The organism is Leifsonia williamsii, from assembly GCF_030433685.1.
Taxonomy (GTDB): Bacteria; Actinomycetota; Actinomycetes; order Actinomycetales; family Microbacteriaceae; genus Leifsonia; species Leifsonia williamsii.
Map to the genome: position 1 here is coordinate 1,584,120 of NZ_JAROCF010000001.1, position 25,390 is coordinate 1,609,509.

Here is a 25,390-nt window from a genome sequence, read left to right on the forward strand (position 1 = left end):
GCCAGACGGAGACGGCGACGATGCGGCGAGGGAGCGGCGGAGGAGCGGAGCGGCGGAGGCCGCCCCGCGGGGGCCGGCCGCGGCGCGCGCGGCTCGTCCGCCTGGTCGTGGCGGTCGCCGTCGCCCTCGGCCTGACGGCGCTCGCGGGCTGCGCACCGACCGACTCCGGCGGCTTCGGGCCCCGCTTCGTCACTCCACCGCTCATCCGGTACAGCTCGGTGCTGTGGCCCGTCCCGCTGCAGCTCGTCGGCGCGGAGCCGGGGAGCAGACTCCGCCTCTCCGCGTCCGTGACGACCGACCGCGGGACGTGGGGCTCGTCCGCGACCTACACGGTCCCCGCCAACGGGACGCTCGACCTCGCCACGGCGCGGCCGCAGCTGGCGCCGTTCCGCGAGCCGGACTCCATCGGCCTGTACTGGTCGCTGCGCGGCCCCGAGCTCAGCGGCAGGGACCTCGCCCGGCAGTGGATGCGCGAGACGCTTCCCGTGCGCCTGACCGCCTCCGCCGGCGACCGGGTGGTGGCGGAGCGGACGTTCCGGCTGCAGGGGCTCGCGGCGGACCTCCGCCCCCGCACGGTCTACACGCGCGACCTCGTGGCGGCGGAGGTGCAGGCGGATGGGGGCGACGCGGCACCCGGATCGCCGGGCTCCACGCCGCCGGTCCTCCCGCGGCAGACGCACGAGGACCAGCCCATCGGCCGCTACTGGGGAGCGGCCACGCTGGAGCGCCCGGTCACCCCGGCGGTGCTGATGTTCGACGACACGTCGCCTGGCGCCTCCGGCTCCTTCGTGGCGCCCGTGCTCGCGCAGCTGGGGGCCTCGGTGTTCGTGCTGCCGGTCACCGGCGACGGCGACGGCGTGCTGCTCTCGAGCGTGGTGGACGCGGGCACGGTGGACGCCGTGCTCGACTGGCTCGGGCAGCGCGCCGACGTCGACCCGCGCAAGCTGTTCGTCTACGGCACCGGCGCCTCCGAGCAGCTCGCGCTGTGGGCGGCCAACCGGTTCGGGTCGCGGTTCGAGGGCGTCTTCGCAGCCGGAGGCGTTCCCGCGCTGGTGTGCACGCCCTCCGGCGCGTCGCCGGTGGTGGAGCAGGGGACCGACTGGCCGTGCCGCGTGGCGCCGGCGCCGGTGACGCCCGCGTCGATGTTCCGGCTCGATCACGTGCCTGGCGCGGTCGTGCTGGCGTGCGCCGAGCACGACGAGGTGCTGCCGGAGGCGTGCTCCTGGCAGCAGGCGCTGGCGACGGGCCGGGTGTCGGCGAACGGCTCTACCAGCCTGGTCGCCGACGCGGCGCACGCGATCACCGTCCCGCCCGGGCTGCCGATCGCCCTCCCGGAGGGCGCGCTCGCGCAGCCCACCGAGCAGGCGCGGATCGCCTTCTGGGACGCCGTCGGCCGGGTCGTGCTGAGGGCGGCGCGATCGTGAGCAGGAGGCCGGCTCGGCTCGCGGCGCTGGTCGCCACCGCGGTCTGCGCGGTGATGCTCGCCGGCTGCGGCGTTCCGACGGCGGGAGGGCCGCACCTCGTCGTGCGCGAGTTCGGCACGACCGTCACGAGCGAGGTCGGCATCACGCTCCAGGGCCTGCGACCGGGGGAGCCGGTCGTGCTCACCGCCACGGCGCGGACCTCCGCCGGCACCTGGCGTTCGCGGAGCGTCTTCCCGGTCCCGCCCGACGGCACGGTGTCGCTCGCGGCGCAGCAGCCCGCCCTCGGCGCCTACGCGGGCGCCGACCCCGGCGGGCCGCTCTGGAGCATGTCCGGTCCGCCCACCAGCCAGGACGAGCTGGAGCGGGCGTGGGCGTACGGCGGCGTCGATGTGGTCGTCGCGGCCGATCAGGGCGGCAGGAGGGTCGCCACCACGACGCTGCGCCGCCAGGGCCTCGCCGAGGTCACCGCGCAGCGCTTCGTCGAGCCGTCGGAGCTGGTGCCGGAGGGGGTGCCGCCCGACGCCACCGGCACGCCGTCGGCCGCGACCGCCGGCTGGGTGGTGGTGCCGTTCCCGCTGCCGAGCGGCAGCCCGCGGCCGGGTGTGCTGCTCATCGACGGCGACGAGGGCGGTGCGTCGGCGGTGTTCGCGGCGCGGGTGATCGCCGCCGCCGGGTTCCCCGTGTTCGTGCTGCCCGCCTTCGGCCCGCCCGGACAGCTGCCGGGCTCGGCAGCGCTGTCCGTCGAGGCGTTCGACGCGGCGCTGAGCTGGTTCGCCGGCCGCCGCCTGGTCGACCAGGACCGCGTCCTCGTCTACGGCACAGGGGCGGCCTCCGGCATGGCGCTCTGGTTCGCCTCCCACCGCCCCGACCGGGTGCGCGGCGCCATCGCGGCGGGCGGCCCGACGGCGCTGCTGTGCGCGGCGAGGGGAGGCTCGCCGACGCTGACCGACCACGGCGAGCCGGTCCCGTGCGAGGACGGCACGCGCGCCGTCGCCGACACCGCGCTCCCACCGGTCCGGCTCATCAGCGGCCCGGTGGTGCTGGCCTGCGGCCTCGCCGACGAGACGCTGCCGTCCACCTGCGAATGGGCGGACGCCGTGCACACCGCACGCGGCCGGCGCGTCGGCGACGTGGTCATGCGCACACACGGGGCCGCTCACGACGTGGTCACCGCGCCGCTCCTGCCGATCGGGCTCGACGACCTCCCTCCCGCCACCGCCCAGGCGACGGAGCAGGGGAGGCGCACCTTCTGGGCCGCCGTGATCGGCACGCTGGAGCAGGAGGCGCGGCGGTGACCGGGCGGGCGCTCGCGCGCGTGCTGCGGGTCGTCGCCGCGCTCGCCGTGGTGCTGCTCCTCCCGGTGCTGGCCGGGTGCGCACCCGCGCGCACGGGCACGGGCCCGCGCTTCCAGGTCGCGCAGAACCCGAGCCCGGCGTGGGAGGCGGTGCACCTGCGCCTGGTCGCCCTGCCGCCGGGCGAGCGCGTCACGATCACTGCTGCCGTCGGCCGGCTGTGGACCTCCCGCGCCGTCTACGCCGTCCCGGCCACCGGCGTCGTGGACCTCGACAAGGAGGCGCCGCTCGAGGCGCCGTTCACCGGGGTCGACGGGATGGGGCTGTTCTGGTCGCTGCGCAGCGCAGCCGGTGCCGCGGCCACGGCCGACGAGGGCTGGGGCATCAGCACCCAGTCCGTCGACCTCCGCGCGGCGATCGCGGGCAGGAGGGTGGCCGAGACCCGGGTGCAGCGGGTCGGGCTGGCCGCCGCCGCTCCGTCGCGCGCGGTGTTCGACGCCGGGATCAGCGGCGACTACTTCCGCCCCGTCGCGTCGGGGGAGGCGCTGCGGCCGGGCGTGCTCGTGCTCGACGGCACCGACCCTGGCGCGCAGACGGGCGTGCTCGCGGCCTCCACACTGTCGGCGATGGGCTATCCGGCCCTCGCGCTCTCGACGTTCGGGCCCGCCGGGCAGCTCGACCCGCGCCGGGTCTTCACGGCCGAGCGGCTGCTCTCGGCGGTCGCCTGGCTGCGCTCGCAGCCCGGCGTCGACGACCAGCGCATCTTCGTGTTCGGCACCTCGCGCGGGGCGCAGCTCGCGCTGTGGTCCGCCGTCGCCTTCCCCGGCACGGTCTACGGGGCCATCGCACCGGGAGGGACGACCGGGCTGGTCTGCCCGTCGCCCGTCCCGTCGCCCGCCGTCACCGTCGGCGGATCGTGGGTGCCTTGCGTGAGCGGAACGCGCGAGCCGTCGCCCGCGGCGGTGCTCGACCTCGGGCGCATCCCGGGGCCGGTCGTGCTCGGCTGCGCCGGGGCGGACGAGCAGCTGGAGACGGGCTGCGCCTGGCTCGACGCGGCCGCGAAGATCCGGCCGCCGGAGAGCTTCGACGTGTACCTGCGGGCGCCGGGCGCCACGCACTACTTCTACCTGCCCCCGTACTCGCCGCTGCTGCTGCCTCCCGCTCCGCACGCCCAGGCGACGGAGGACGCGCGGGTCGCCTTCTGGGGGGCCGTGGAGTCCGCGCTCTCCGCTCCGTCGAGCCTTTCGCGCTGAGAGCGATCGCCGCGCTCCCGCCCGGGCGGATGTCGGCGGCGGCAAGTAGCATGTGTGGGTGGTAACCGCTCTCTATCGCCGCTACCGGCCCGACACCTTCGCCGACATGATCGGACAGTCGCAGGTGACCGAGCCGCTGATGACGGCGCTCCGCTCCGACCGGGTGAACCACGCCTACCTGTTCTCGGGTCCGCGCGGCTGCGGCAAGACCACCTCCGCCCGCATCCTGGCCCGCTGCCTCAACTGCGCGGAGGGCCCCACGGACACTCCGTGCGGCAAATGCTCCTCATGCATCGAGCTCAGCCGCGACGGCGCCGGCTCGCTCGACGTGGTCGAGATCGATGCCGCGAGCCACAACGGCGTCGACGACGCCCGTGACATCCGCGAGCGGGCGATCTTCGCCCCGGCCCGCGACCGCTACAAGATCTTCATCCTCGACGAGGCGCACATGGTCACGCCGCAGGGCTTCAACGCCCTGCTGAAGATCGTGGAGGAGCCGCCGGAGCACGTGAAGTTCATCTTCGCGACCACCGAGCCCGAGAAGGTCATCGGCACCATCCGCTCGCGCACCCACCACTACCCGTTCCGGCTCGTGCCGCCTGCGCAGATGCTCGCCTACGTGCAGAGCCTCTGCGACAGCGAGGGCATGACCGTCGCGCCCGGCGTGCTGCCGCTGGTGGTGCGGGCCGGTGGAGGCTCGCCGCGCGACACCCTCTCGCTGCTCGACCAGCTCATGGCCGGCTCCGAGGGCGACGCGATCGAGTACGAGCGCGCGGTCGCGCTGCTCGGCTACACGCACGCGGCCCTGCTCGACGACGTGATCGACGCGATCTCGGCGCGGGATGCCGCCGGCGCCTTCGCCGCGGTCGACCGGGTCATCCAGACCGGCCAGGACCCGCGCCGCTTCGTCGAAGACCTGCTGGAGCGTCTCCGCGACCTCATCGTCGTCGCCGCGACCAGCGTCGAGGGCGCTGCGGCCGTGCTCCGCGGCGTGCCGCAGGACGAGCTCGACCGGATGGGCGTGCAGGCCATGAAGTTCGGCGCCGCCGAGTTGAGCCGCTCCGCCGACATCGTCAACGCCGCGCTCACCGAGATGACCGGGGCGACCTCCCCGCGCCTCCACCTGGAGCTCATGATCGCGCGCGTCCTCGTGCCGTCGGCCGACGAGAGCGAGCGCGGCGCGCTGGCCCGCGTCGAACGGCTGGAGCGCCGCGTCGGCGTGAGCGACGCTGCGGGCGCGCCCGCGCCCGCCGCTGCGCCGCGCGCTGCTGCTCCTGCTGCGCGACCGGAACCGGTCGTGGTGGAGTCGGTGGTCGCCGTCGAGGCGGCCGAGGCTCCGGCGGCGTCGGCGGCTGTGTCGGTGCCTGCTGCTGCTCCTGCTACGCCTGCCGCCTCTGCGCCCGCTCCTGCATCGCCTGCCGCGTCTGCGCCTGCCGCGTCTGCGCCTGCCGCGTCTGCGCCTGCTTCGGGTGCGCCCGCCTCGGCTGCGCCTGCTGCTGCGTCGCCCTCCGCGCCTGCGCCCGCGGTGTCGGCGCCCGCTGACGCCCCGGCTCCGGCCGCTGCCTCTGCACCCGCTGCGGATGCCGCCGCCGCGCCCGCCGCGGTCGGCCCGGTGACGACGCAGCAGGTGAAGGACGCCTGGCCGCAGATCCTCGAGGCGGTCCAGCGCGCGAAGCGCAGCGCCTGGATGGTCGTCTTCACCGCGCAGGTGCGCTCTCTCAACGGCGACGTGCTGACCCTGTCGTTCCCGAGCGACAACGACGTGCAGAGCTTCCGCCAGCCGCAGGCCCCCGGCACCCAGGGCGTCAGCGAGTTCCTGCGCCAGGCGATCGTCGACGTGCTCGGCATCCGGGTCAAGTTCATCGCCCGCGCCGACGGCTCCCCGGCCGGAGGCGGCGCCGCCCGCCCCGGCGGCGGCGCCCCGTCCGCTCCCGAGGCCGAGACCTGGCCGGGAGCGGCGGACGCCGCAGCTGAGGAGCCTTCCCCAGCGCGCTCCACGACCGCCGCAGCTCCCGCAGCCCCTGCTGCCGCGGCGCCCGCGGACGCAGCGCGCGCCACCACCTCCGCTCGTACGGCCACCACCTCCGCTCGCGCGGACGCAGTCTCCGCAGCGCCCGCCGCCGCTGGCTCCACGCCTCCCGCCGCCGCAGCCGCGGCTGTCTCGGCCCCGGCCACGCCCTCCGGCCCGGTGACCGAGTGGGCGGTCGTCGCGATCCCGAGCGCGGCGGAGGCCGCCCCCGCCCCGGCCGCCGTCGCCACCATCGAGCGCGACGGCTCCGCCTCCGTCGCCGCCGCAGTGGTCGCCCCTCCGGCTCCCGCGGCGCGAACAGCTCCGCCCGCCCCCGCCTCCACCCCGGCAGCCGACGACCCGCCCTACGACGACGTCCCACCGCCGGAGACGGAGCCGCCGTTCGAGCCCCCGGTCCCCGAGGAGCCCGCGGGCGACTGGCGCGTCGACAACGCTCCTGCGCCCGCCGACGCGACGGCCGCCCCTGCGAGCCGGACCACCGGGACTCCTGCCGCTGCGACCGCGCCCGCGTCGAGCGCCGCCCCGCAGCGCAGCGCCTCCGCCGCGGGCGCCCGCACGCCGACCTTCCAGCAGCCGCAGCGCTACGGCGAGGCGGTGGTGCGCGAGATCCTGGGCGCCACCTTCCTCGAGGAGCAGCCGGCTCCGCAGAACCCGGGGATGAGGTAGGCCGTGTACGAGGGCATCGTCCAGGAGCTGATCGACGAGCTCGGCCGCCTCCCCGGCATCGGGCCGAAGTCGGCACAGCGGATCGCGTTCCACATCCTCCAGACCGAGAGCTTCGACGTCACCCGGCTCGCCGAGGTGCTGCTCGAGGTGCGTGACAAGGTCCGCTTCTGCGAGATCTGCGGCAACGTCTCCGAGCAGGCGACCTGCTCCATCTGCCGCGACCCGCGCCGCAACCCCGCGCTGATCTGCGTCGTGGAGGAGGCGAAGGACGTCGTCGCGATCGAGCGCACCCGCGAGTTCCGCGGCCTCTACCACGTGCTCGGCGGCGCGATCAGCCCGATCGACGGCGTCGGCCCCGACGACCTCCGCATCCGCCAGCTGATGCAGCGCCTCGCCGACGGCACGGTGCAGGAGGTCATCATCGCGACCGATCCCAACCTCGAGGGGGAGGCGACCGCCACCTACCTGAGCCGTCTGCTCACGACGCTCGAGATCCGCGTCACCCGGCTCGCCTCCGGCCTGCCCGTCGGCGGCGACCTGGAGTACGCCGACGAGGTCACGCTCGGGCGCGCGTTCGAGGGACGCCGGCAGGTCTCCTAGCCTCCGCCTCCCGCCGTCCCGGCCCCGTCACCACGGCCCCGCCGTCACATGGAAGGGGCGGCATATGGGCGCCCGGTAGGATGGGGGTTCCGTGACCGAGGAGTGCGAGTGGCCCTGATCGTGCAGAAGTTCGGCGGTTCGTCCGTCGCCGACGCAGAGAGCATCAAGCGCGTCGCGAAGCGCATCGTCGAGACCCGCAAGGCCGGCAACGAGGTCGTCGTGGCCGTCTCGGCGATGGGCGACACGACCGACGAGCTGGTCGACCTGGCGCACGAGGTCACGCCCATCCCCGAGCCCCGCGAGCTCGACATGCTGCTCACCGCGGGCGAGCGCATCTCCATGGCGCTCCTCGCGATGGCCATCAAGAGCATGGGCTACGACGCCCGCTCCTTCACCGGCAGCCAGGCGGGCATGATCACCGACGCCCAGCACGGCGCCGCCCGCATCGTCGACGTGACGCCGGGCCGCATCCAGGACGCCCTCACCGGGGGCGCCATCGCCATCGTCGCCGGGTTCCAGGGCTTCAGCCGCGACACCCGCGACATCACCACGCTCGGCCGCGGCGGCTCCGACACCACCGCCGTCGCCCTCGCCGCCGCCCTCGGCGCCGAGGTGTGCGAGATCTACACCGACGTCGACGGCGTCTTCACCTCCGACCCGCGCCAGGTGCCCCTCGCTCGCAAGATCGACAGGATCACCAGCGAAGAGATGCTGGAGCTCGCCGCCGCGGGCGCGAAGGTGCTCCACATCCGCGCGGTGGAGTACGCCCGCCGCCACAACGTGACCCTGCACGTGCGCTCCTCGTTCTCGAACCGGGAGGGCACGTACGTCCTCAACGAAGCAGCTGCGGCCGAGGCCGCGAAGAAGGATGGAACCGTGGAAGAGCCGATCATCTCCGGAGTCGCCACCGACCTGAGCGAGGCCAAGATCACCGTCGTCGGCGTGCCCGACGTGCCGGGCAAGGCCGCGCAGATCTTCAAGATCGTCGCGAAGGCCAACGCCAACGTCGACATGATCGTGCAGAACGTGTCGGCCGCCGCCACCAGCCTCACCGACATCTCGTTCACCCTCCCGAAGTCCGAGGGGCAGCGCGTGCTGACCGCCCTGACCTCCGAGCGCGACGAGGTCGGCTACCAGTCCCTCCAGTACGACGACCAGATCGGCAAGCTCGCCCTGGTCGGCGCCGGGATGCGCACCAACACGGGCGTGTCGGCCAAGCTCTTCGAGGCGCTGTACGACGCGGGCATCAACATCGAGATGATCTCGACCAGCGAGATCCGCATCTCGGTCGTGACCCGCGCCGACACCGTGGCCGAGGCCGCGCGCGTCGTGCACACCGCGTTCGGGCTCGACGGCGACCAGAAAGCCGTCGTCTACGCCGGCACCGGACGCTAGCCGCCTCCACCCGCGGGCATCCGACCCGCCCGTCGGGAATTCCGGCCGCCCGGCCGCCGTTCGACCTCTCAACACTTTCGACCCGAAGGGGCCAGCCATGACCGAGAACACCGGACTGAACATCGCCGTCGTCGGCGCGACCGGCCAGGTCGGCGGCGTGATGCGCCGCCTCCTCGACGAGCGCGACTTCCCGGTGAAGAGCATCCGCTTCTTCGCCTCCTCCCGCTCGGCGGGCACGACCCTCCCGTTCCGCGGTGAGGAGATCACCGTCGAGGACGTCGCCACCGCCGACGTCTCCGGCATCGACATCGCGCTGTTCTCCGCCGGCGCGACCGGCTCGAAGGCGCACGCCCCGCGCTTCGCCGAGGCGGGCGCCGTCGTCATCGACAACTCCAGCGGCTGGCGGATGGACCCGGAGGTCCCGCTGGTCGTCTCCGAGGTGAACCCGGAGGCCATCGCGGAGGCCAAGAAGGGCATCATCGCGAACCCCAACTGCACCACCATGGCCGCGATGCCGGTGCTGAAGGTCCTGCACGAGGAGGCCGGCCTCCAGCGCCTCGTCGTCAGCACCTACCAGGCGGTGTCGGGCTCGGGCCTCGCGGGCGCCGAGGAGCTCGCCACGCAGGCGCGCGCCGCGGTCGCCGACGAGCACCTGCTCGACCTCGTGCACGACGGCTCGGCCGTCGCGCTGCCCGAGCCGGTGAAGTACGTGCGCCCGATCGCGTTCGACGTCATCCCGCTCGCCGGCTCGATCGTCGACGACGGCTTCAACGAGACCGACGAGGAGAAGAAGCTCCGCAACGAGAGCCGCAAGATCCTCGGCCTGCCGGAGCTGCTGGTCAGCGGCACCTGCGTGCGCGTCCCCGTCTTCACCGGCCACTCGCTGTCGATCAACGCCGAGTTCGCGAGCCCGATCACGCCGGAGCGCGCGCAGGAGCTGCTCGCGTCCGCGCCGGGCGTGCAGCTGACCGACGTCCCGACCCCGCTCGAGGCCGCAGGCAAGGACCCGAGCTTCGTCGGCCGCATCCGCCAGGACGAGGGCGCCCCCGAGGGCCGCGGCCTCGCCCTGTTCGTGAGCAACGACAACCTCCGCAAGGGCGCCGCCCTCAACGCCGTGCAGATCGCGGAGCTCGTCGCCGAGCGCCTGAGCGCCCGCGTCGACGCCTGACCCCGTCGCCCTGCCGGGCACGGCGCGCTAGCCTGACCGCATGACCGCCGCCGTGCCCTCGGAGGTCGCCGCCTACATCGAGGCGGTGCCGGAGCGCCACCGTGAGGTCTTCCTGCCCGTGTTCGACACCGTCGCCGCGGCCATGCCGGACGGCTATCGCCTCGGCCTGCACTGGCGCATGCCAGGCTGGGTCGTGCCCCTGGATACGTACCCCGACACGTACAACGGGCAGCCGCTCGCCTACGTGAGCATCGCCGCACAGAAGAATTACGTCTCCCTGTACCTGATGGCCCTCTACAGCGACTCGGCCGAGGAGCAGGAGTTCCGGCGCGCTTGGGAGGCCGGCGGCCGGCGTCTCGACATGGGCAAGAGTTGCCTGCGTCTGCGCCGCCCGGAGGACGCCGATCTGCCACTGATCGCGAGCACGATCGCCGCCTTCCCCGTCGACCGCTTCCTCGCGGTGCACGAGCGGATCCGGGCAGGAGGGACCGCCTGAGAACACCCCTCCCGCACCCCGATTAGGATTGACGGGTGAGCACTTCTCCCATCGACGTCGTCCTGATCGGCGGCGGCATCATGAGCGCGACGCTGGGGTCGCTGATCCAGCGCGTGCAGCCCGACTGGAGCATCCGGATCTACGAGCGTCTGGGCGCCGTCGCCCAGGAGAGCTCGAACCCCTGGAACAACGCCGGTACCGGGCACGCCGCCCTCTGCGAGCTGAACTACATGCCCGAGGCCTCCGACGGGTCCGTCGACCCGGCCAAGGCCATCAGCATCAACGAGCAGTTCCAGCTGAGCCGCCAGTATTGGGCGAGCCTCGTCGCCGCCGGTGACCTCCCGGAGCCGAACAGCTTCATCAACCCGACCCCACACATGACGTTCGTGCGCGGCCGCGACAACGTCCGCTACCTGCGCAAGCGCTTCGAGGCGCTCAAGGAGCAGCCGCTGTTCGAGGACATGGAGTACTCGGAGGACCCGGCCGTCATCGGCGAGTGGACCCCGCTGCTGACCAAGAAGCGCAACGCCAAGCAGCGCATCGCGGCCACCCGCTCCACGTCGGGCACCGACGTCGACTTCGGCGCGCTGACCCGCTCGCTCGTCGACAACCTCGTGGAGCGCGGCGCCGAGCTGGCGCTCAACCACCAGGTGCGCAGCATCAAGCGCACCAAGGACGGCCTGTGGCGGCTCAAGGTCATGCACGAGGTCGGCAAGAACCAGTCCGAGGTCACGGCCCGGTTCGTGTTCGTCGGAGCGGGTGGAGGCGCGCTGCACCTGCTGCAGAAGTCCGGTATCCCCGAGATCAACGGCTTCGGCGGCTTCCCGATCTCCGGCCAGTTCCTCCGCACCACGAACCCGAAGATCGTCGCGCAGCACCAGGCGAAGGTTTATGGCAAGGCCGCCGTCGGCGCGCCTCCGATGTCCGTCCCGCACCTCGACACCCGCGTCGTCGACGGCGAGACCTCGCTGCTGTTCGGCCCGTACGCCGGGTTCAGCCCGAAGTTCCTCAAGACCGGCTCGTGGTTCGACCTGCCGGGCTCCGTGCGCGCGGGCAACCTGGGTCCGATGCTCGCGGTCGCACGCGACAACTTCGACCTGATCAAGTACCTGGTGGGCGAGCTGCTCGCCAACCGCGCCAAGAAGCTCCGGGCGCTGCAGGAGTTCATGCCGACGGCGAAGAGCGAGGACTGGGAGCTCATCACCGCCGGCCAGCGCGTCCAGGTCATGAAGAAGGACGCCAAGAAGGGCGGCGTGCTGCAGTTCGGCACCGAGGTCGTCGCGGCGGAGGACGGCTCGATCGCGGGTCTGCTCGGCGCGTCACCAGGCGCCTCCACCGCCGTGCCGATCATGCTCGATCTGCTCAAGCGCTGCTTCCCCGACCGTTATGACGGCTGGGTGCCGACGCTCAAGGGGCTGATCCCGACCATGGGTACGACGCTGAACGACCGGCCGGAGGAGGCGCGGCGCGTGCTGGCCGAGACCGCCGACACGCTCGGCCTGGCGCAGAAGGCGCTGACCGAGTAATCGCACCGGATCGCAGGATCCGCTGGACAGGCCCGGCGACCGGCTGTTATGGTCGTCGGGCTATGAAGTGAGAACCTCCACTCGTCCCGCGCCTGAGGCGCCGTCGACCCGAGTGACGTGGTCGCTTCGAGCGATCATCGCGTTCACAGCGCTCCAGCGCAGCTCGGTGACGGCATGTGCCCGGCGGGAGTCGGCTCCATCCGGAGCGCCCGGAAGGCGGTTCTCATGCCCACGACCACTACTCTCTCCCCTCTGCGCGCCGACGGCGTCTCGCTGTCGTACGGCGACCGCCGCGTGCTCACCGACGTCTCGCTCACGGTCGGCCCCGGCACCCGGCTGGGTCTGATCGGCGAGAACGGCGTCGGCAAGTCCACCCTGCTGCGCGTGCTCGCCGGCGTCGAGACCCCGGACTCCGGCGTCGTCTCGCGGCCGCAGCGCCTCGGCTTCCTCTGGCAGGAGGTCCGGTTCGCGCCCGAGGAGACCCTCGGCGCGCTGATCGAGGACGCCCTCGCCGAGGTGCGCGCCATCGAGCGGGAGCTGGAGGAGGCCGCGGCGGCGCTCGCGGACGACGCGACAGTCTCCACCGGGGCCTCCACCCGTTATGACGACGCCCTGGCCGCTGCCGAGCGCGCGGAGGTGTGGAGCATCGACGCGCGCCGCGACGAGCTGCTCGCCGGCCTCGGCGTCGGCGCGATCCCATTCGACCGCCGCGTCGGCGAGGTGTCCGGCGGCCAGCGGTCGCGGTTCGCGCTCGCCGCGCTGCTGCTCGCCCGCCCCGACGCCCTGCTGCTCGACGAGCCGACGAACCACCTCGACGACCAGGCGGCCGCGTTCCTCGAGCGGCAGCTGCTCGGCTGGAGCGGGCCCGTCGTGTTCGCCAGCCACGACCGCGCCTTCCTCGACGCGGTCGCCAGCGGGCTGCTCGACCTCGACCCGGCGCGCTCCGGCACGACGGTTTTCGGGGGAGGCTACAGCGACTACCTGGCCGCGAAGGCGGCGGAGCGGGCGCGCTGGGAGAAGCAGTTCGCCGACGAGCAGGACGAGCTGAGGGCGCTCCAGCACGCCGTCGACGTCACTGCGCGCTCCATCGCCTGGTCGGGCAAGGTGCGCGACAACGACAAGTTCGTGAAGTCGGTGAAGGGCAACGCGCTCGACCGTCAGATCAGCAGGCGCATCAAGAACGCCTCCGGGCGGCGCGAGGAGCTGGAGCGCACCCAGGTGCGCAAGCCGCCTGCCGTGCTCAGCTTCGCGGGCATCCCGTCCGGCTTCCAGCCGCTCGGCGACGAGACGGGACTGCTGGTGCAGGCCCGCGACGTGCGGGTGCCAGGGCGGCTGGCGGTCGACGCGTTCTCCGTCGAGCCGCAGTCGCGTCTCCTCGTCACCGGTGCGAACGGCGCCGGCAAGTCGACGCTGCTCGCCGCGGTGGCGGGGAGGCTGGAGCCGGCCGCCGGCAGCATCCAGCGGCGGCGCGGGCTGCGGGTGGGGCTGCTGGAGCAGGACGTCCGCTTCCCGGACCCCGCGGCGTCCCCGCGGCGGATCTACGCAGAGACGCTCGGAGAGCGGAGGGCGGAGGCTGTGCCGCTGACCTCCCTCGGCCTGATCGCTCCCCGCGACCTGGACCGCCCGGTGGGAGCGCTGTCGGTCGGCCAGCAGCGCCGCCTCGCGCTCGCGCTGATCCTCGCCCGGCCGCCGCACCTGTTCCTGCTCGACGAGCCGACCAACCACCTGTCGCTGAACCTCGCCACCGAGCTCGAGGAGGCCCTGGGCGCCTACCCGGGAGCGGTCGTCGTCGCCAGCCACGACCGCTGGCTGCGCTCGAGGTGGAGCGGGGAGGAGGTGGCGCTGCGCGCCGCTTGACGGTTCTTCGAACATATGTTCGAATAGCTGCATGAGATGGAGCGGGCAGGAGCTGACGGCCGAGGCGCCGTCCACATTGCCCGGGCTCGCGCGGCTCAACAACCTCGTGCGCTCGGTGCGCACGCCCGACTTCGCGGGCATCACGTTCCACGAGGTGCTCGCGAAGTCGGCGCTCAACAAGATCCCCGGCGGGGGAGGGCCGATGCCGTTCGGCTGGACGATCAACCCGTACCGCGGCTGCTCGCACGCCTGCGTGTACTGCTTCGCCCGGCCGACCCACTCCTACCTCGAACTCGACCAGGGCAAGGACTTCGACAACGAGATCATCGTCAAGGTCAACGTCGCCGAGGTGCTCCGCAAGGAGCTTGCAAAGCCCAGCTGGGCGCGGCACCCGGTCGCGCTCGGCACCAACACCGACCCGTACCAGCGGGCGGAGGGGCGCTACGCGCTGATGCCGGGCATCATCGACGCGCTGGCCGACTCGGCCACGCCGTTCAGCATCCTCACCAAGGGGTCGCTGCTGCGGCGCGACCTCGATCATCTGGCGGAGGCGGCGAAGCGCGTGCCCGTCGACCTCGCCATGTCGATCGCGGTCTACGACGACGAGCTGCAGCAGTCGGTCGAGCCGGGTACGCCCACCACGAAGGCACGGCTCGCCACGGTCACGGCGGTGCGCGAGCACGGGCTCGACTGCTCGGTGTTCCTCATGCCGATCCTCCCGTACCTCACCGACACGCGCGCCCACCTCGACGAGGCGCTGCGCCAGGCGAAGGAGGCCGGGGCGACCTCGGTGCTGTACACCGCCCTCCACCTCAAGCCGGGGGTCAAGGAGTGGTACTACCTCTGGCTCGGCCGCGAGCACCCCGATCTGCTGCCGAAGTACCGGCAGATGTACGGGCGCGGCACCTACGCGCCCAAGGAGTACCGGCAGTGGCTGGCTGCGCGCATGAAGCCGCTGATCCGCGCGCACGGTCTGCAGCGCGGCGAGGAGGACCCGCTGACCGGCGGGGTGAAGTCCTCGGCGGGTGTGACGGCGTCGACGGATGCCGTGAAGGCGTTCCCGGAGGTGCGCGCCTCCGCCCTCGGGATGCTGCGCGACGGTGATGGGGAGCGCCGGGTCCTCGCCAACCGTGCGAACGGCGGCGACGAGGCGCCCGACGAGGCCGCGCTGATCGGCGCGTCGCTCGTGAACCTCGGCGTGCAGCCGACGCTGTTCTGACGGCACCCTCCCGGCCGGTCGTTCTCGCGGGGTACATCCCCCCATACCCGGGGTACACATCGACCGGAGCCGGTGCCATAATCCCCAGGGGCGCCCGGAGGCGGCGTCCCGCCGGCGCCGCCGGCCCGTCCACGCCCTCGAGGGAGGCCGCGTGTCGCTCGGCCTTCCGAGTCACCTGTCACGCAGTGCGAACGCGCGCGCCATCGCGACGGCAGCCCGCTGGGCCGGGCTGGTCTGCCTGGGCGCCGCGGTGTTCAACATCGCCGTGGCCGCTCTGCGCGGGGGAGGCGGCGCCTCCTCCTGGATCACGCTGCTCACGCTCGTGCCGATGGTCGCCCTGCTCGCCCTCCTCGCCCGCGGACGGACGACCGGGCTGACGGTCGCGTACCTCCTCGTCGGCGCGGTGTGCACCTACTTCTACACGGTCGCCTTGCTGGCCGCGAACCCGTCGTACCGGGATACCCAGTTGTTCGTGGTCGCGCTGCCTGTCGTCGCGATGACGCTCGTCGGCGGCACCGGCGCGGGGACGCTCGCCGGAATCCTGTGGGCCACGCTCGGCTTCGCACTCGCCGAAGCCGCCGTGGTGCTCGCGGCACAGACGAGCGGTCGCACCTTCGTGCCGGAGGCCGCGTCGCTGGGCGCCTACCTGCTGCTGGTGGGTGTGCTCGCGTACGACGGCCTCACACGCGGGGTGCGTGCACGGCCCCAGTCGGCCCTCCACCGCGCCGTCCGCGACGCGCGGCTGGTGGACCTGCGCAGGGAGGCGATCGCCGACCTCGCCGCCGACACCCATGACACCGTGCTCAGCGACCTTCTGGCCGTCGCGGCCACACAGGAGGGCCCCCTTCCCGACCGGCTCCGGCAGCGGATCGACACCGACCTGCACGGGCTCGGAGCCCTGGCGGCCGCGGAGGTGCTTCCGGAGGAGCGGGCGCCCGGCGCGGAGTCGACGAGCGGGCCCACCAGCCCGGCCGGTGCCGACGGGCCGCACACCGCTGACGGCCCCTGGTACGACAGCGAGCTCCACCGCGCCATCGAGGCCGCCCGCGACGAGGGCCTCGCGGTCGACGTCTCCGGTGACCGCCGCGTGATCGGCCGGCTGGATGCCGCGGCGCAGCGGGCGGTCGGGCTCGCCGTCCGGCAGTGCCTCGTCAACGTGCTGCGGCACTCCGGCAGCGCCACGGCCGAGGTCGCGCTCTCGGCCGACGGCGACGCGGTCTCGGTGATGGTCGTGGACGCCGGCCGCGGCTTCCCCTCCGGCGGCACGGGGGCGGACAGGCTCGGGCTGCGCCAGTCGGTGGACGACCGCATCGCGCGCGTGGGCGGCTCGGTGACCATCTACTCCAGCGAGGATGTCGGGACGACCGTCATCATGATCGTGCCCTGCCCGCCGCCCGAGCGTGCAGGAGGGGCCGCATGACGGCGGCACGGACGACAGGGCTGGCGCCGGAGACGCTGGTGCGCCTCCGCTCCGCCCCCGTCGAGCGCACACCGCAGCGGCTCGACCCGCTCGGCGCGCAGTCGGCGTGGCTGTTGCTGCCGCTCGTCGGCCTCCTGGCCGTCGGGTACGCCCTCTTCTCGACGCTGACCCACCGCGACCAGTTGCGCGACCCGGCGCTCGCCGGGGCGGCGGTCGTGCTGCTTGTCCTCGGGGTGACGGCGGCGGCCGTCCGCGCGCGCCCAGGCGCCCCACTGTTCGGCCGATGGACGCATGCCGCGGTGCTCGCCGTCGTCCTGGGTGGCGCCTGCCTTTTCGACGCAGCGGTGTGGGGGCGCAACGAGCGCATCCAGGACGACTGGGGCCAGGTCGCGGTCGCCCTCCTGCTCGCCATCATGCCGCTGTACCGGCCGGTGCTGGAGGTGCTGGGCGCGGCCGTGCTGAGCGCGGCGGTCCTCGGGACGCTCGCGGCCCTCCAAGCGCCGTCGCTGATCATCGCCACGGACCGGCTCGTCTACGCCTCCGTCGCCGCGACGCCGGTCATCGCGCTCGCCTGCGCCGGCGCCGGATACGCGTGGACGATGACGGGCGAGACCCTGCGCTGGCGCCAGCTCGCCCGCGCCGGCCAGGCCCGGCTGGAGGCCGAGCAGCGTCAGACCGCGCGCCGCATGATCGAGCAGGAGCGGATCACCGCGCTCAACGTCGCAGCCGTCCCCTTCCTCGCCGGGCTGCTCGCCGCCGGTGAGGTGACCGCCGCCGACCGGGCCACCGCCGGGCGCCTGGCGGAGGTCGTCCGCACGGTCTCCGTCGCCGCCGTCGAGCGCACCTGGCTGGACGACACGATCATGCTGGCGCTGGCCGCGCGCCGGGGAGCGCCGCCGACCGTCGGTTCGCGGGTCGACGACCCCGACCGGCTCGACCGGGCGCTGACCGAGGAGCAGCGGGCGATCGTCGGCGCGCTCGTGGCCACCGTCGCGGCGCTGCCGGGGCTCGACACCGGAAGCCTGCGCGTCGCGGTCTCGCGCCCCGAGCAGCCGCAGTTCGTGCTGACGGCGCGCGTCGAGCAGCCGTCGCGGGAGGTGCGTCGGGAGCTCGTCCCGTTCGTCGGTGCGCTGCGCTCGGTGTCGTTCGACGCACGCCTCGCCCAGCGCGGCGACGACCTGGTGGTCCGCTTCGCCTACGCTGGGAGCACACCATGAGCAGCACCAGCGACACGAGCCTCACGACGACAGAGCCTTCCGCGCCGGCCATCCGGCTGGCCATCCTCGACGATCACGAGATCCTGCTCGACAGCCTGGCGTCGTGGATCGAGCGGAACGCCCCCGAGTTCGACCTCGTGCTGCGAGCCGGCAGCTGGTTGGAGCTGGTGCACAGCGACGCGTTCCCGACCGATCTCGTGATCATGGATCTCCAGCTGCGCGAATCCGTCAGCATCGGCGCGCGCGTGCGCACCTGCCGCGCGGCCGGCGCGAAGGTGGTGGTGCTGAGCGCGGTCGACACGCAGGAGGACCGCGACGCGGCGATGGCCGCCGGCGCCGTCGCCTACGTCACCAAGGCCCAGCCGATGACCGAGCTGATCGCCGCCGCCCATGCGGCGATGGGACAGACCTCGGCCCGCACGCCGGCTCCAGCGCCCGTATGGCGCCCGCGTCCGGCCGTGCCGGAGACCACGCGGCCCCGGCTCAGCGACGGCGAGCGGCAGGCGCTGGTGCTCTACGCGGACGGACGCACGACCTCGGAGGTCGCGCAGGCGATGAACGTGCAGTACGAGACGGCCAAGACGTACCTGCGCCGGGTGCGCGAGAAGTACGGCAAGGCGGGGCGCCCGACGAGTTCGCGCGCCGACCTGATCCGCCGGGCCGCCGAAGACGGCTACCTGACCTGAGCCGCGCAGCGCCGCCGCCCGCATAGGATCGTTGCGTGGCAAAACTGTATTTCCGCTATGGGGCGATGAACAGCGGCAAGAGCACGGCCATGCTGCAGGCGGCCTACAACTACGAGGAGCGCGGCCACCGGGTGCTGCTCGCGAAGCCGTCGATCGACACCAAGGGCGACCTCGGCATCCTCTCCCGGCTGGGCGTGCAGCGGCAGGTCGACTTCCTGATCTCGCCGGAGACCGATGCGTACGGCAGGTTCCAGCAGCACCGTGAGCGGACGATCAAGCGCTTCGGCACCGACGTCAGCGCCCTCCTGGTGGACGAGGCCCAGTTCCTGACCGAGGCCCAGGTCGACGACCTGCTGCGGATCGCGCTGCTCGAGGGCATCCCGGTGCTCGCCTACGGCATCCGCACCGACTTCCAGACGGTCGCCTTCCCGGGCAGCCGCCGGCTGCTGGAGGTCGCGCACAGCCTCGAAGAGCTCAAGACCATCTGCCGCTGCGGCCGCAAGGCGATCTTCAACGCGCGCAAGATCGACGACGTCTTCGTCTTCGACGGCGACCAGGTCGCCATCGACGGCGCCTCGGTGAGCTACGAGTCGCTGTGCGGCACCTGCTACCTGCAGGAGAGCCGCGGCGTGCTCAACAACGGCCGCCGACGCTGGCCCGTGGAGGCCGCCGCGGTCTACGAGAGCGAGCCCGACCCCGACTTCACCTGAGGCGCGGCCTGCCCTGACCCCCGCGCGGGGGAGGGCGTCAAAAGTGAGGATTTGTTACCTTTGTCCTCATGGCGATCGGTCTCACCCAGGAAGATGCGCCCGCGCCGGCGCGGGAACCCGAGCCTCCCCGCCGTCGCCGGCAACGCTGGGGGACGCTCGTGGCGGTCCTCCTGGTGCTCGCCGTGGCCGCGATCGTGGGCTGGATCGGCCTGCGCGGCGTGCTCGCGCGCGGTGAGCTGACCGCCGCCCTCCCCGCGGCACAGGCCGTCAAGGCCGCGGTGCTCGACGGCGACATCGGGCGCGCGCAGGCTGCGGCCGCCGACCTGCGCCGGCACACCGATGCCGCGGCCTCCCTGACCGGCGACCCCGTCTGGCGTGCGGCGGAGGTCGTGCCCTGGGCGGGCCCCAACCTCGCGGCCGTGCGGGTCGCGGCGGAGGCGGCGCAGACCGTCTCCGCGCAGGTCGTCCAACCGCTGCTCGGCGTCGCCCGCTCGGCCGACCCGCGCACCCTGTCGATCACGGGCGGCAAGGTCGACCTGGCACCGCTCATCGCGGCCCAGCCGGCGGCCGAGAAGGCGCAGCGCGCCTTCGCCGACGCCGAGCGCAGCGTCCGCGGCGTCGACACGGGTGCGACGCTGGAGCCCGTCGCCTCCGGCGTCACGCGGCTGCGCGACTTCTTCACGCAGACGCGGCCGGCGATCGATGCTGTCGCCACGAGTGCGCGCCTCCTGCCGCCGATGCTCGGCGCGGACGGCCCACGGCAGTACCTCCTCGTCGCGCAGAACCCCGCCGAGCTGCGTTCGACCGGCGGGCTGATCGGCTCGATCGCGCTCGTGCGCGCCGACGCGGGAGCCGTCTCGCTGGTCGCCCAGGCCTCCGGCTCGTCGATCGGTCCGTGGCCGGAACCGGTGTCTGCCGTGCCGGACGCGACGCAGGGGCTGTTCGGGCCGCTGATCGGCCGCTACCTGCAGGATGCCAACCTCACGCCCGACTTCCCGCTCGCGGCATCGACCGTCTCGGCGATGTGGACGCGCTCGCACGGCGGCACGGTCGACGGCGTGGTCGCCCTCGACCCGGTCGTGCTCAGCGCGGTGCTGGGCGCCACCGGCCCGGTGATGCTGCCGACGGGGGAGAAGCTGGAGGCCGGAACGGCCGTCCCGCTCCTGCTCAGCAGCGTGTACGCGCACTACGCCGAGCCCGCCCAGCAGGACGCCTTCTTCGCCTCCGCCGCCGCGGCGGTCTTCGCGCGGATGACGGGACAGGGTGCGGCCGGAGAAGCCGTCGACGGCGCGGGTCTCGTCCGCGCGCTCGCCGCCTCCGGCGCCTCCGGTCGCCTGCTGCTGTGGAGCGCCCACCCCGCGGAGCAGGCCCGGCTCGCGGCCACCTCCCTCGCGGGCGGGCTGCCCACCTCCACCGCGTCGACGGCCGGGGTGGGCGTCTACTTCAACGACGCCACCGGCGCCAAGATGGACTACTACCTCGCCACGAGCGTCTCCGCCGGAGCCGCCGTGTGCCGGGCGGACGGCACGCCGACGATCCAGGTGCGCGTGACACTCACCAATCGCGCTCCGGCGGATGCCGGCGCCACCCTGCCGGCCTACGTCACCGGCGGCGGCTGGAACGGCGTCGCCCCCGGGTCCATCGTGACCCGCGTCGCCGTCTACGGTCCGGAGGGCGGGCTGCTGGCCTCGACACTGAGCGATGGGAGGCTGTCCGGCTCGGTCGTGTCCGGCACGGATCGCTCGCGGCCTGTCTCGCTGGTCACGTCGCTGCTCGCGCCCGGGCAGTCCAAGACGTTCGACATCTTCTTCCTCGGCGTTGGCCAGAAGGGCACCGGCGTGACGGTGCAGACCACGCCGACCCTGCCCGGCGACGGCTCGACCCCCGATGTGGGGGTGGCTCCTCCTGTAGGGGCGATTGCCGTCGACTGCTCCAAGGGATAAAATGAGGATTAGTCAATAACGGACGGCGGGAGGCCCCCGATGTTCACGAAGCTCCTGGTGACCAAGAAAGTCCTGGCGGCGATGGCCGTGACCGCGGCCTTGCTCGTCGCAGCGCCCGCCGCCGCCAACGCCGAGAACTACACGGACGGCACTCCGTGCAAGCTCGACCTGAGCGTCGTGCAGTCCGGGGACACCGCTCGGGTGATCTGCAGGCCAGGAACCTGGGCGTCGAGCGAGGAGGTCGCCTGGACGGCCACCGGAGAGGACGGCGCGAGCATCCGGCTCGCAGCGACGAGCACTGTCACGTTCACCAAGCAGGCCGAGAGCGACGGCAGCGACGTGCTGGCGGTGACGCTTCCCGCCGACGCGACCGGCGTGTATTCGATCGTCGGTCACGGCCAGGCGAGCGGTCACACCTGCGCGGTCTCTCTCACCGTGCTGCCCGACGACGCGGCCGTCCCCGCCTCGGACGTCGGGTCGCAGGGCCTCGCGGCCACCGGCTCGACGATCGCCGCGTGGGCCGCCTGGGTGGGCGGCGGGCTGCTCGCACTGGGCGGGCTGACGGTCGCGATCGCCGCGTGGGTGCGCAGGATGCGAGCCTCCTGAACCAGCGCCGCGTGGGCCGGGGCGTCCGCGCGGGAATCCGCCGCGTGGTCACCCGGTTGGCCTCTGTGTGAGCTCCTCCCGCATCCCCCTCAACGTCCTCGATCTCGCCTCCCGCCCCGCAGGGGGCAGCAACGCCGATGCCGTCCAGGGCACGGTCCGCCTGGCCCAGGCCGCCGAGGCGCTCGGTTACCAGCGTTTCTGGGTGGCCGAGCACCACGGGATGCCGGGCATCGCCTCCAGCGCGCCCGCCGTGCTCATCGCGGGTGTGGCCGCAGCGACCGAGCGCATCCGGGTCGGGTCCGGCGGCGTGATGCTGCCGAACCACGCCCCGCTCGTCGTGGCGGAGCAGTTCGGCACCCTGCGCGCCCTCTACGGCGACCGCATCGACCTCGGCATAGGGCGGGCCCCCGGCACCGACGGGGCGACCGCGATGGCGCTCCGGCGCAGCGAGGAGGGGCTCGGCGTCGAGGACTTCCCGCAGCAGCTGCTCGACCTGTTCGGCTTCTTCTACGGCGGCATGAGCGACGCCAACCCGATGCACAGCATCACCGCCGTCCCCGGTCTCGGCGACCCGCCGCAGATCTGGCTGCTCGGCTCGAGCGGCTACAGCGCGCAGGTGGCGGCGGCGCTCGGCATCCCGTTCGCGTTCGCCCACCACTTCGCCGGAGACAACACGGAGGCCGCCCTCCGGCTGTACCGCGAGCGCTTCGAGCCGAGCGACCTGCTGGCCGAGCCGCACACCATGATCGCCGTCAACGTCGTCTCGGACGACGACCCGGAGGTCGTGCGTGCCCAGTCCCTCCCCGGCCAGCTGTCGTTCCTGCGCATGCGGCGCGGCCTCAAGCCCGAGCCGGTCAGCGTGGAGGAGGCCCTCGCCTACGAGTTCACCCCGCTCGAGGAGGAGTTCATCGCCGCCCGCAACGCGCGGCAGGCGATCGGCACCCCGCAGGAGGTGGAGCGCCGGCTCGACGCCCTGCTCGCCTCCACCGAGGTCGACGAGCTGATGATCTCCTCCGGTGCGGCGACGGTCGAGGGCCGCATCCGCTCGCTGGAGGTCGTCGCCGACCTGTTCGGAGCGGGGGAGGGGGAGGTCGCGCCCGAGCGGGCGCATGACGGCGTGTGACGCCGGCAGGGGCGGTGCGCGAGGCGCGCGGGTAGCGTAGCCGCAATCCCAGCCCCGTGAGTGAAGGCGGTCCCCGCATGGCATACGCACCCTCGGTCGTCGGCGTGAGCGGCAGCCCGACGCGGCCGTCGCGCACGACGGTCCTCGTCGACGAGGTCACGCGCACGTTCGCGGACGCGACGGGCGGCACGGCCCGCACCATCGAGCTCGCGCCGCTGCTCTCCGACCTGGGCGCCGCGCCGTTCCGCTCGCAGCTCAGCCCGCAGGTGGTGGAGGCGCTGGAGGCGGTGGAGAGCGCCGACATCGTCATCGTCGGGTCGCCCGCCTACCGCGCGACCTACACCGGCCTGTTCAAGCTGTTCTTCGACCAGATCGGGCAGTACGCCCTCATCGACAAGCCGATCGTGCTCACCGCGACCGGCGGCAGCGACCGGCACGCCCTGCTGGTGGAGCACCAGATGCGGCCGCTGTTCGGCTTCTTCCAGTCGCTGACCCTGCCGCTCGGCATCTACGCCAGCGAGGGCGACTTCGCCGACTACGCGATCTCCTCCGACGACCTGCGGCTGCGCATCGACACCGCTGTCCAGCGGACGCTCCCGCTCGTCCGCGCCCACATCGACCCGGAGTCGCGCTACGCGACGGCGGAGTTCGCGCGGCCCGACGCCTTTTGAGCGCTGCGCGTTCTGAGCGCGAGGGGTTCTAGACGACCGCCTTCTCGGGCTCCCGTGGCGCGGCCTCCCGCGTCCTCGTCGCCGCCGTGACCGTCGAGCCGATGCTCGCCGCGATCACCAGCGCGATCGCGGCGAGGCGCAGCCAGCCGCTGGTCTGGCCGAGGAGCAACCAGCCCGCGAGCGTTGCCACGGCCGGCTCCAGTGCCAGCAGCACGCCGAACACGCGCTCCGGCAGGCGGCGCAGCGCGCTCAGCTCGAGCGTGTACGGGATCACGGAGGCGAGCACCGCCATGGCAGCGGCCGGGAGCAGCAGCTCCGGCCGCGTGACCACCGTGAGCGCGCCCTCCAGTCCGATCGGCAGGAGCACCACCGCGGACACGGCCATCCCGACCGCGAGTCCGCCGATGCCGTCCACCGCCCGTCCCACCCGGGCGCCCGTGAGCACATAGAGCGCCCAGAACGCGCCGGCGACGAGGGCGAACACGACCCCGAGCGGATCGAGCGCGTCTCCTGCTCCGGCGAAGCCCAGCAGCCCGACGCCGACCAGCGCGAGGCCGACCCACACCAGGTCGCGTCCGCGCCGCGACAGGATCGCCGCCAGCCCGAGCGGTCCGAGGAATTCGATGGCGACCGCCGGCCCCAGCGGGATGTGCGCGATCGACGCGTAGAAGAACCCGTTCATCCCGGCGAACGCGATGCCGAACGGGACCACCTCCCGCCACTGCCCGCGCCGCCAGCGCCACGACCGGGGCCGGGCGATGGCGATCAGGATGACGGCCGCGAGCGCCAGCCGCAGCAGGGTGACACCCCATGACCCCAGCTCCGCGAACAGCGGCGTCGCGAGGGCGGCGCCGAACTGCACGGACACGCACGAGCCGAGCACGGCGAGGACGGGAGGGAGGAGGCGGGGCATGCTTCCAGCCTGACGGCGCGTTATCATTCAGTCCAGTTACAGTCTTCAATCAGAACCCATCAGCACATCTGATGAAACGACAGGTGCACATGCTCTCCGTCTCGCGGCTCCGCATCCTGCGCGAGCTCCATCGGCTCGGCACACTGGCCGCCGTCGCCCGCGCGCTCTCGTACACGCCCTCCGCCATCTCGCAGCAACTCGCGCAGCTCGAACGCGAGGCCGGTGTGACGCTGCTGGAGCACGTCGGCCGCGGCGTCCGCCTCACCGCCGAGGCGCAGCGCCTGGTGGAGCACACGGAGGCCGTTCTCGCGCGGCTGGAGCTGGCCGAGTCCGAGCTCGCCGGCGCGCATCCGGCGACGCAGGGCGTGCTGCGGGTGGCATCCTTCCCGTCGGTGGTGCTCTCGCTGATCCCGCGCGCCCTCACGATGCTGGCCGCCTCGCATCCCGAGCTCGTGGTCGAGGTGACCCAGCGGGAGGTCGAGCCCGCCTACGCCGGGCTGCTCGCGCACGACTTCGACGTGATCCTCGGCGAGGAGTATCCCGGCTTCCCCGATGCCATCGTCGACGGCGTCGACCGCGCGGACCTCGTCGAGGACACGCTGCGGCTCGCGCATCCCTCATCCGGCCCGTTCGCGGACGCCACGCGCCTGGAGCAGCTGGCCGACGCCCCGTGGACGCTCGACCCGATCGACACCGCACTGGGCCGGTGGGCGCTCGCGGTCTGCCGTGCGGCCGGCTTCGAGCCGCGGGTGCGGTTCGAGAGCCCGGACCCGCTGCTGCACGCCCACCTCGTGCGCACGGGCCACGCGGTCGCGTTCCTGCCCGAGTTGATCGCCGCGCAGCACCTCGGTGACGCCCGCCTGCTGCCGCTGCCCGGGGCGCCGACCCGCACGCTCTACACGGCGGTCAGGACCGGCCGCCTGCGGCATCCCGCGATCGTCGCCTTCCGCGATGCGCTCGCCGAGGCGGCGCGGCAGGAGAAGGCCGGCTGAGGAGACCGTACAGAAACGACGAATGCCGGAGCAGTTCTGCTCCGGCATTCATCACGTGGTCGGGGTGACAGGATTTGAACCTGCGGCCTCTTCGTCCCGAACGAAGCGCGCTACCAAGCTGCGCCACACCCCGAAGGCCATCGGCCCGAAGGCCTCAGCCAGTCTACACGAGCCGCGAGCTGCT

At 73.4% G+C, this 25,390-nt stretch carries 21 protein-coding genes and 1 tRNA gene; 20 read left to right on the forward strand and 2 right to left on the reverse strand.

Annotated elements, in window-relative coordinates; genetic code table 11:
• Positions 1-20: 20 nt before the first annotated feature.
• The 19 genes from P5G50_RS07480 (at position 21) to msuE (ending at position 23,301) form a co-directional block, all read left to right on the forward strand.
• On the forward strand, positions 21-1,424 hold the full coding sequence (locus tag P5G50_RS07480) for an acyl-CoA thioesterase/bile acid-CoA:amino acid N-acyltransferase family protein (protein WP_301211344.1): 1,404 nt from the start codon (positions 21-23) through the stop codon (positions 1,422-1,424).
• Positions 1,421-2,719 (forward strand): acyl-CoA thioesterase/bile acid-CoA:amino acid N-acyltransferase family protein, encoded by a 1,299-nt coding sequence (locus P5G50_RS07485; protein ID WP_301211342.1) that lies wholly within the window; start codon positions 1,421-1,423, stop codon positions 2,717-2,719. The genes P5G50_RS07480 and P5G50_RS07485 overlap by 4 nt, the downstream gene beginning before the upstream one ends.
• On the forward strand, positions 2,716-3,969 hold the full coding sequence (locus P5G50_RS07490) for an acyl-CoA thioesterase/BAAT N-terminal domain-containing protein (protein ID WP_301211340.1): 1,254 nt from the start codon (positions 2,716-2,718) through the stop codon (positions 3,967-3,969). The genes P5G50_RS07485 and P5G50_RS07490 overlap by 4 nt, the downstream gene beginning before the upstream one ends.
• A gap of 58 nt (positions 3,970-4,027) precedes the next feature.
• On the forward strand, positions 4,028-6,664 hold the full coding sequence (locus tag P5G50_RS07495; protein ID WP_301211338.1) for a DNA polymerase III subunit gamma and tau: 2,637 nt from the start codon (positions 4,028-4,030) through the stop codon (positions 6,662-6,664).
• A 3-nt stretch (positions 6,665-6,667) separates the two neighbouring features.
• Positions 6,668-7,264: a recombination mediator RecR gene (gene recR, locus P5G50_RS07500; RefSeq protein WP_301211336.1), complete on the forward strand. Its 597-nt coding sequence runs from the start codon at positions 6,668-6,670 to the stop codon at positions 7,262-7,264.
• A 108-nt stretch (positions 7,265-7,372) separates the two neighbouring features.
• Complete coding sequence (locus P5G50_RS07505; RefSeq protein ID WP_301211334.1) at positions 7,373-8,659, forward strand: aspartate kinase; 1,287 nt, start codon at positions 7,373-7,375, stop codon at positions 8,657-8,659.
• Positions 8,660-8,756: 97 nt separating this feature from the next.
• The gene (locus P5G50_RS07510; RefSeq protein WP_301211332.1) at positions 8,757-9,827 is read left to right on the forward strand and encodes an aspartate-semialdehyde dehydrogenase; all 1,071 of its coding nucleotides are present in this window, start codon (positions 8,757-8,759) and stop codon (positions 9,825-9,827) included.
• A 40-nt stretch (positions 9,828-9,867) separates the two neighbouring features.
• The gene (locus P5G50_RS07515) at positions 9,868-10,323 is read left to right on the forward strand and encodes a DUF1801 domain-containing protein (protein ID WP_301211330.1); all 456 of its coding nucleotides are present in this window, start codon (positions 9,868-9,870) and stop codon (positions 10,321-10,323) included.
• A 35-nt stretch (positions 10,324-10,358) separates the two neighbouring features.
• Positions 10,359-11,849, forward strand: coding sequence for a malate:quinone oxidoreductase (locus P5G50_RS07520; protein ID WP_301211329.1), 1,491 nt, complete (start codon positions 10,359-10,361; stop codon positions 11,847-11,849).
• 225 nt (positions 11,850-12,074) lie between these two features.
• The gene (locus tag P5G50_RS07525) at positions 12,075-13,706 is read left to right on the forward strand and encodes an ABC-F family ATP-binding cassette domain-containing protein (RefSeq protein ID WP_301211327.1); all 1,632 of its coding nucleotides are present in this window, start codon (positions 12,075-12,077) and stop codon (positions 13,704-13,706) included.
• Between the two features lie 31 nt (positions 13,707-13,737).
• Positions 13,738-14,925, forward strand: coding sequence for an Rv2578c family radical SAM protein (locus tag P5G50_RS07530; RefSeq protein ID WP_301211324.1), 1,188 nt, complete (start codon positions 13,738-13,740; stop codon positions 14,923-14,925).
• 151 nt (positions 14,926-15,076) lie between these two features.
• The gene (locus P5G50_RS07535; RefSeq protein ID WP_301211323.1) at positions 15,077-16,345 is read left to right on the forward strand and encodes a sensor histidine kinase; all 1,269 of its coding nucleotides are present in this window, start codon (positions 15,077-15,079) and stop codon (positions 16,343-16,345) included.
• Positions 16,342-17,562, forward strand: coding sequence for a hypothetical protein (locus P5G50_RS07540; RefSeq protein WP_301211321.1), 1,221 nt, complete (start codon positions 16,342-16,344; stop codon positions 17,560-17,562). The genes P5G50_RS07535 and P5G50_RS07540 overlap by 4 nt, the downstream gene beginning before the upstream one ends.
• On the forward strand, positions 17,559-18,248 hold the full coding sequence (locus P5G50_RS07545; protein ID WP_301211319.1) for a response regulator transcription factor: 690 nt from the start codon (positions 17,559-17,561) through the stop codon (positions 18,246-18,248). The genes P5G50_RS07540 and P5G50_RS07545 overlap by 4 nt, the downstream gene beginning before the upstream one ends.
• 35 nt (positions 18,249-18,283) lie before the next feature.
• A complete protein-coding gene (locus tag P5G50_RS07550) occupies positions 18,284-18,958 on the forward strand; it encodes a thymidine kinase (protein ID WP_301211317.1) in 675 nt (224 codons plus the stop codon).
• A 158-nt stretch (positions 18,959-19,116) separates the two neighbouring features.
• Complete coding sequence (locus P5G50_RS07555; RefSeq protein WP_301211316.1) at positions 19,117-20,901, forward strand: DUF4012 domain-containing protein; 1,785 nt, start codon at positions 19,117-19,119, stop codon at positions 20,899-20,901.
• 57 nt (positions 20,902-20,958) lie between these two features.
• Positions 20,959-21,507: a hypothetical protein gene (locus P5G50_RS07560; RefSeq protein ID WP_301211314.1), complete on the forward strand. Its 549-nt coding sequence runs from the start codon at positions 20,959-20,961 to the stop codon at positions 21,505-21,507.
• Positions 21,508-21,574: 67 nt separating this feature from the next.
• On the forward strand, positions 21,575-22,630 hold the full coding sequence (locus tag P5G50_RS07565; protein WP_301211313.1) for an LLM class flavin-dependent oxidoreductase: 1,056 nt from the start codon (positions 21,575-21,577) through the stop codon (positions 22,628-22,630).
• Positions 22,631-22,707: 77 nt separating this feature from the next.
• Complete coding sequence (gene msuE, locus P5G50_RS07570) at positions 22,708-23,301, forward strand: FMN reductase (RefSeq protein ID WP_301211311.1); 594 nt, start codon at positions 22,708-22,710, stop codon at positions 23,299-23,301.
• 28 nt (positions 23,302-23,329) lie between these two features.
• On the opposite strand, the gene P5G50_RS07575 is transcribed toward msuE, so the two are convergent.
• Positions 23,330-24,214, reverse strand: coding sequence for an EamA family transporter (locus tag P5G50_RS07575; RefSeq protein ID WP_301211308.1), 885 nt, complete (start codon positions 24,212-24,214; stop codon positions 23,330-23,332).
• Between the two features lie 89 nt (positions 24,215-24,303).
• On the opposite strand from P5G50_RS07575, the gene P5G50_RS07580 reads away from it, so the two are divergent.
• Positions 24,304-25,206, forward strand: a complete 903-nt coding sequence (locus P5G50_RS07580; RefSeq protein WP_301230646.1) for a LysR family transcriptional regulator — start codon at positions 24,304-24,306, stop codon at positions 25,204-25,206.
• A 56-nt stretch (positions 25,207-25,262) separates the two neighbouring features.
• Here P5G50_RS07580 and P5G50_RS07585 read toward each other — a convergent pair.
• Positions 25,263-25,339, reverse strand: a tRNA-Pro gene (locus tag P5G50_RS07585).
• Positions 25,340-25,390 lie beyond the last annotated feature (51 nt).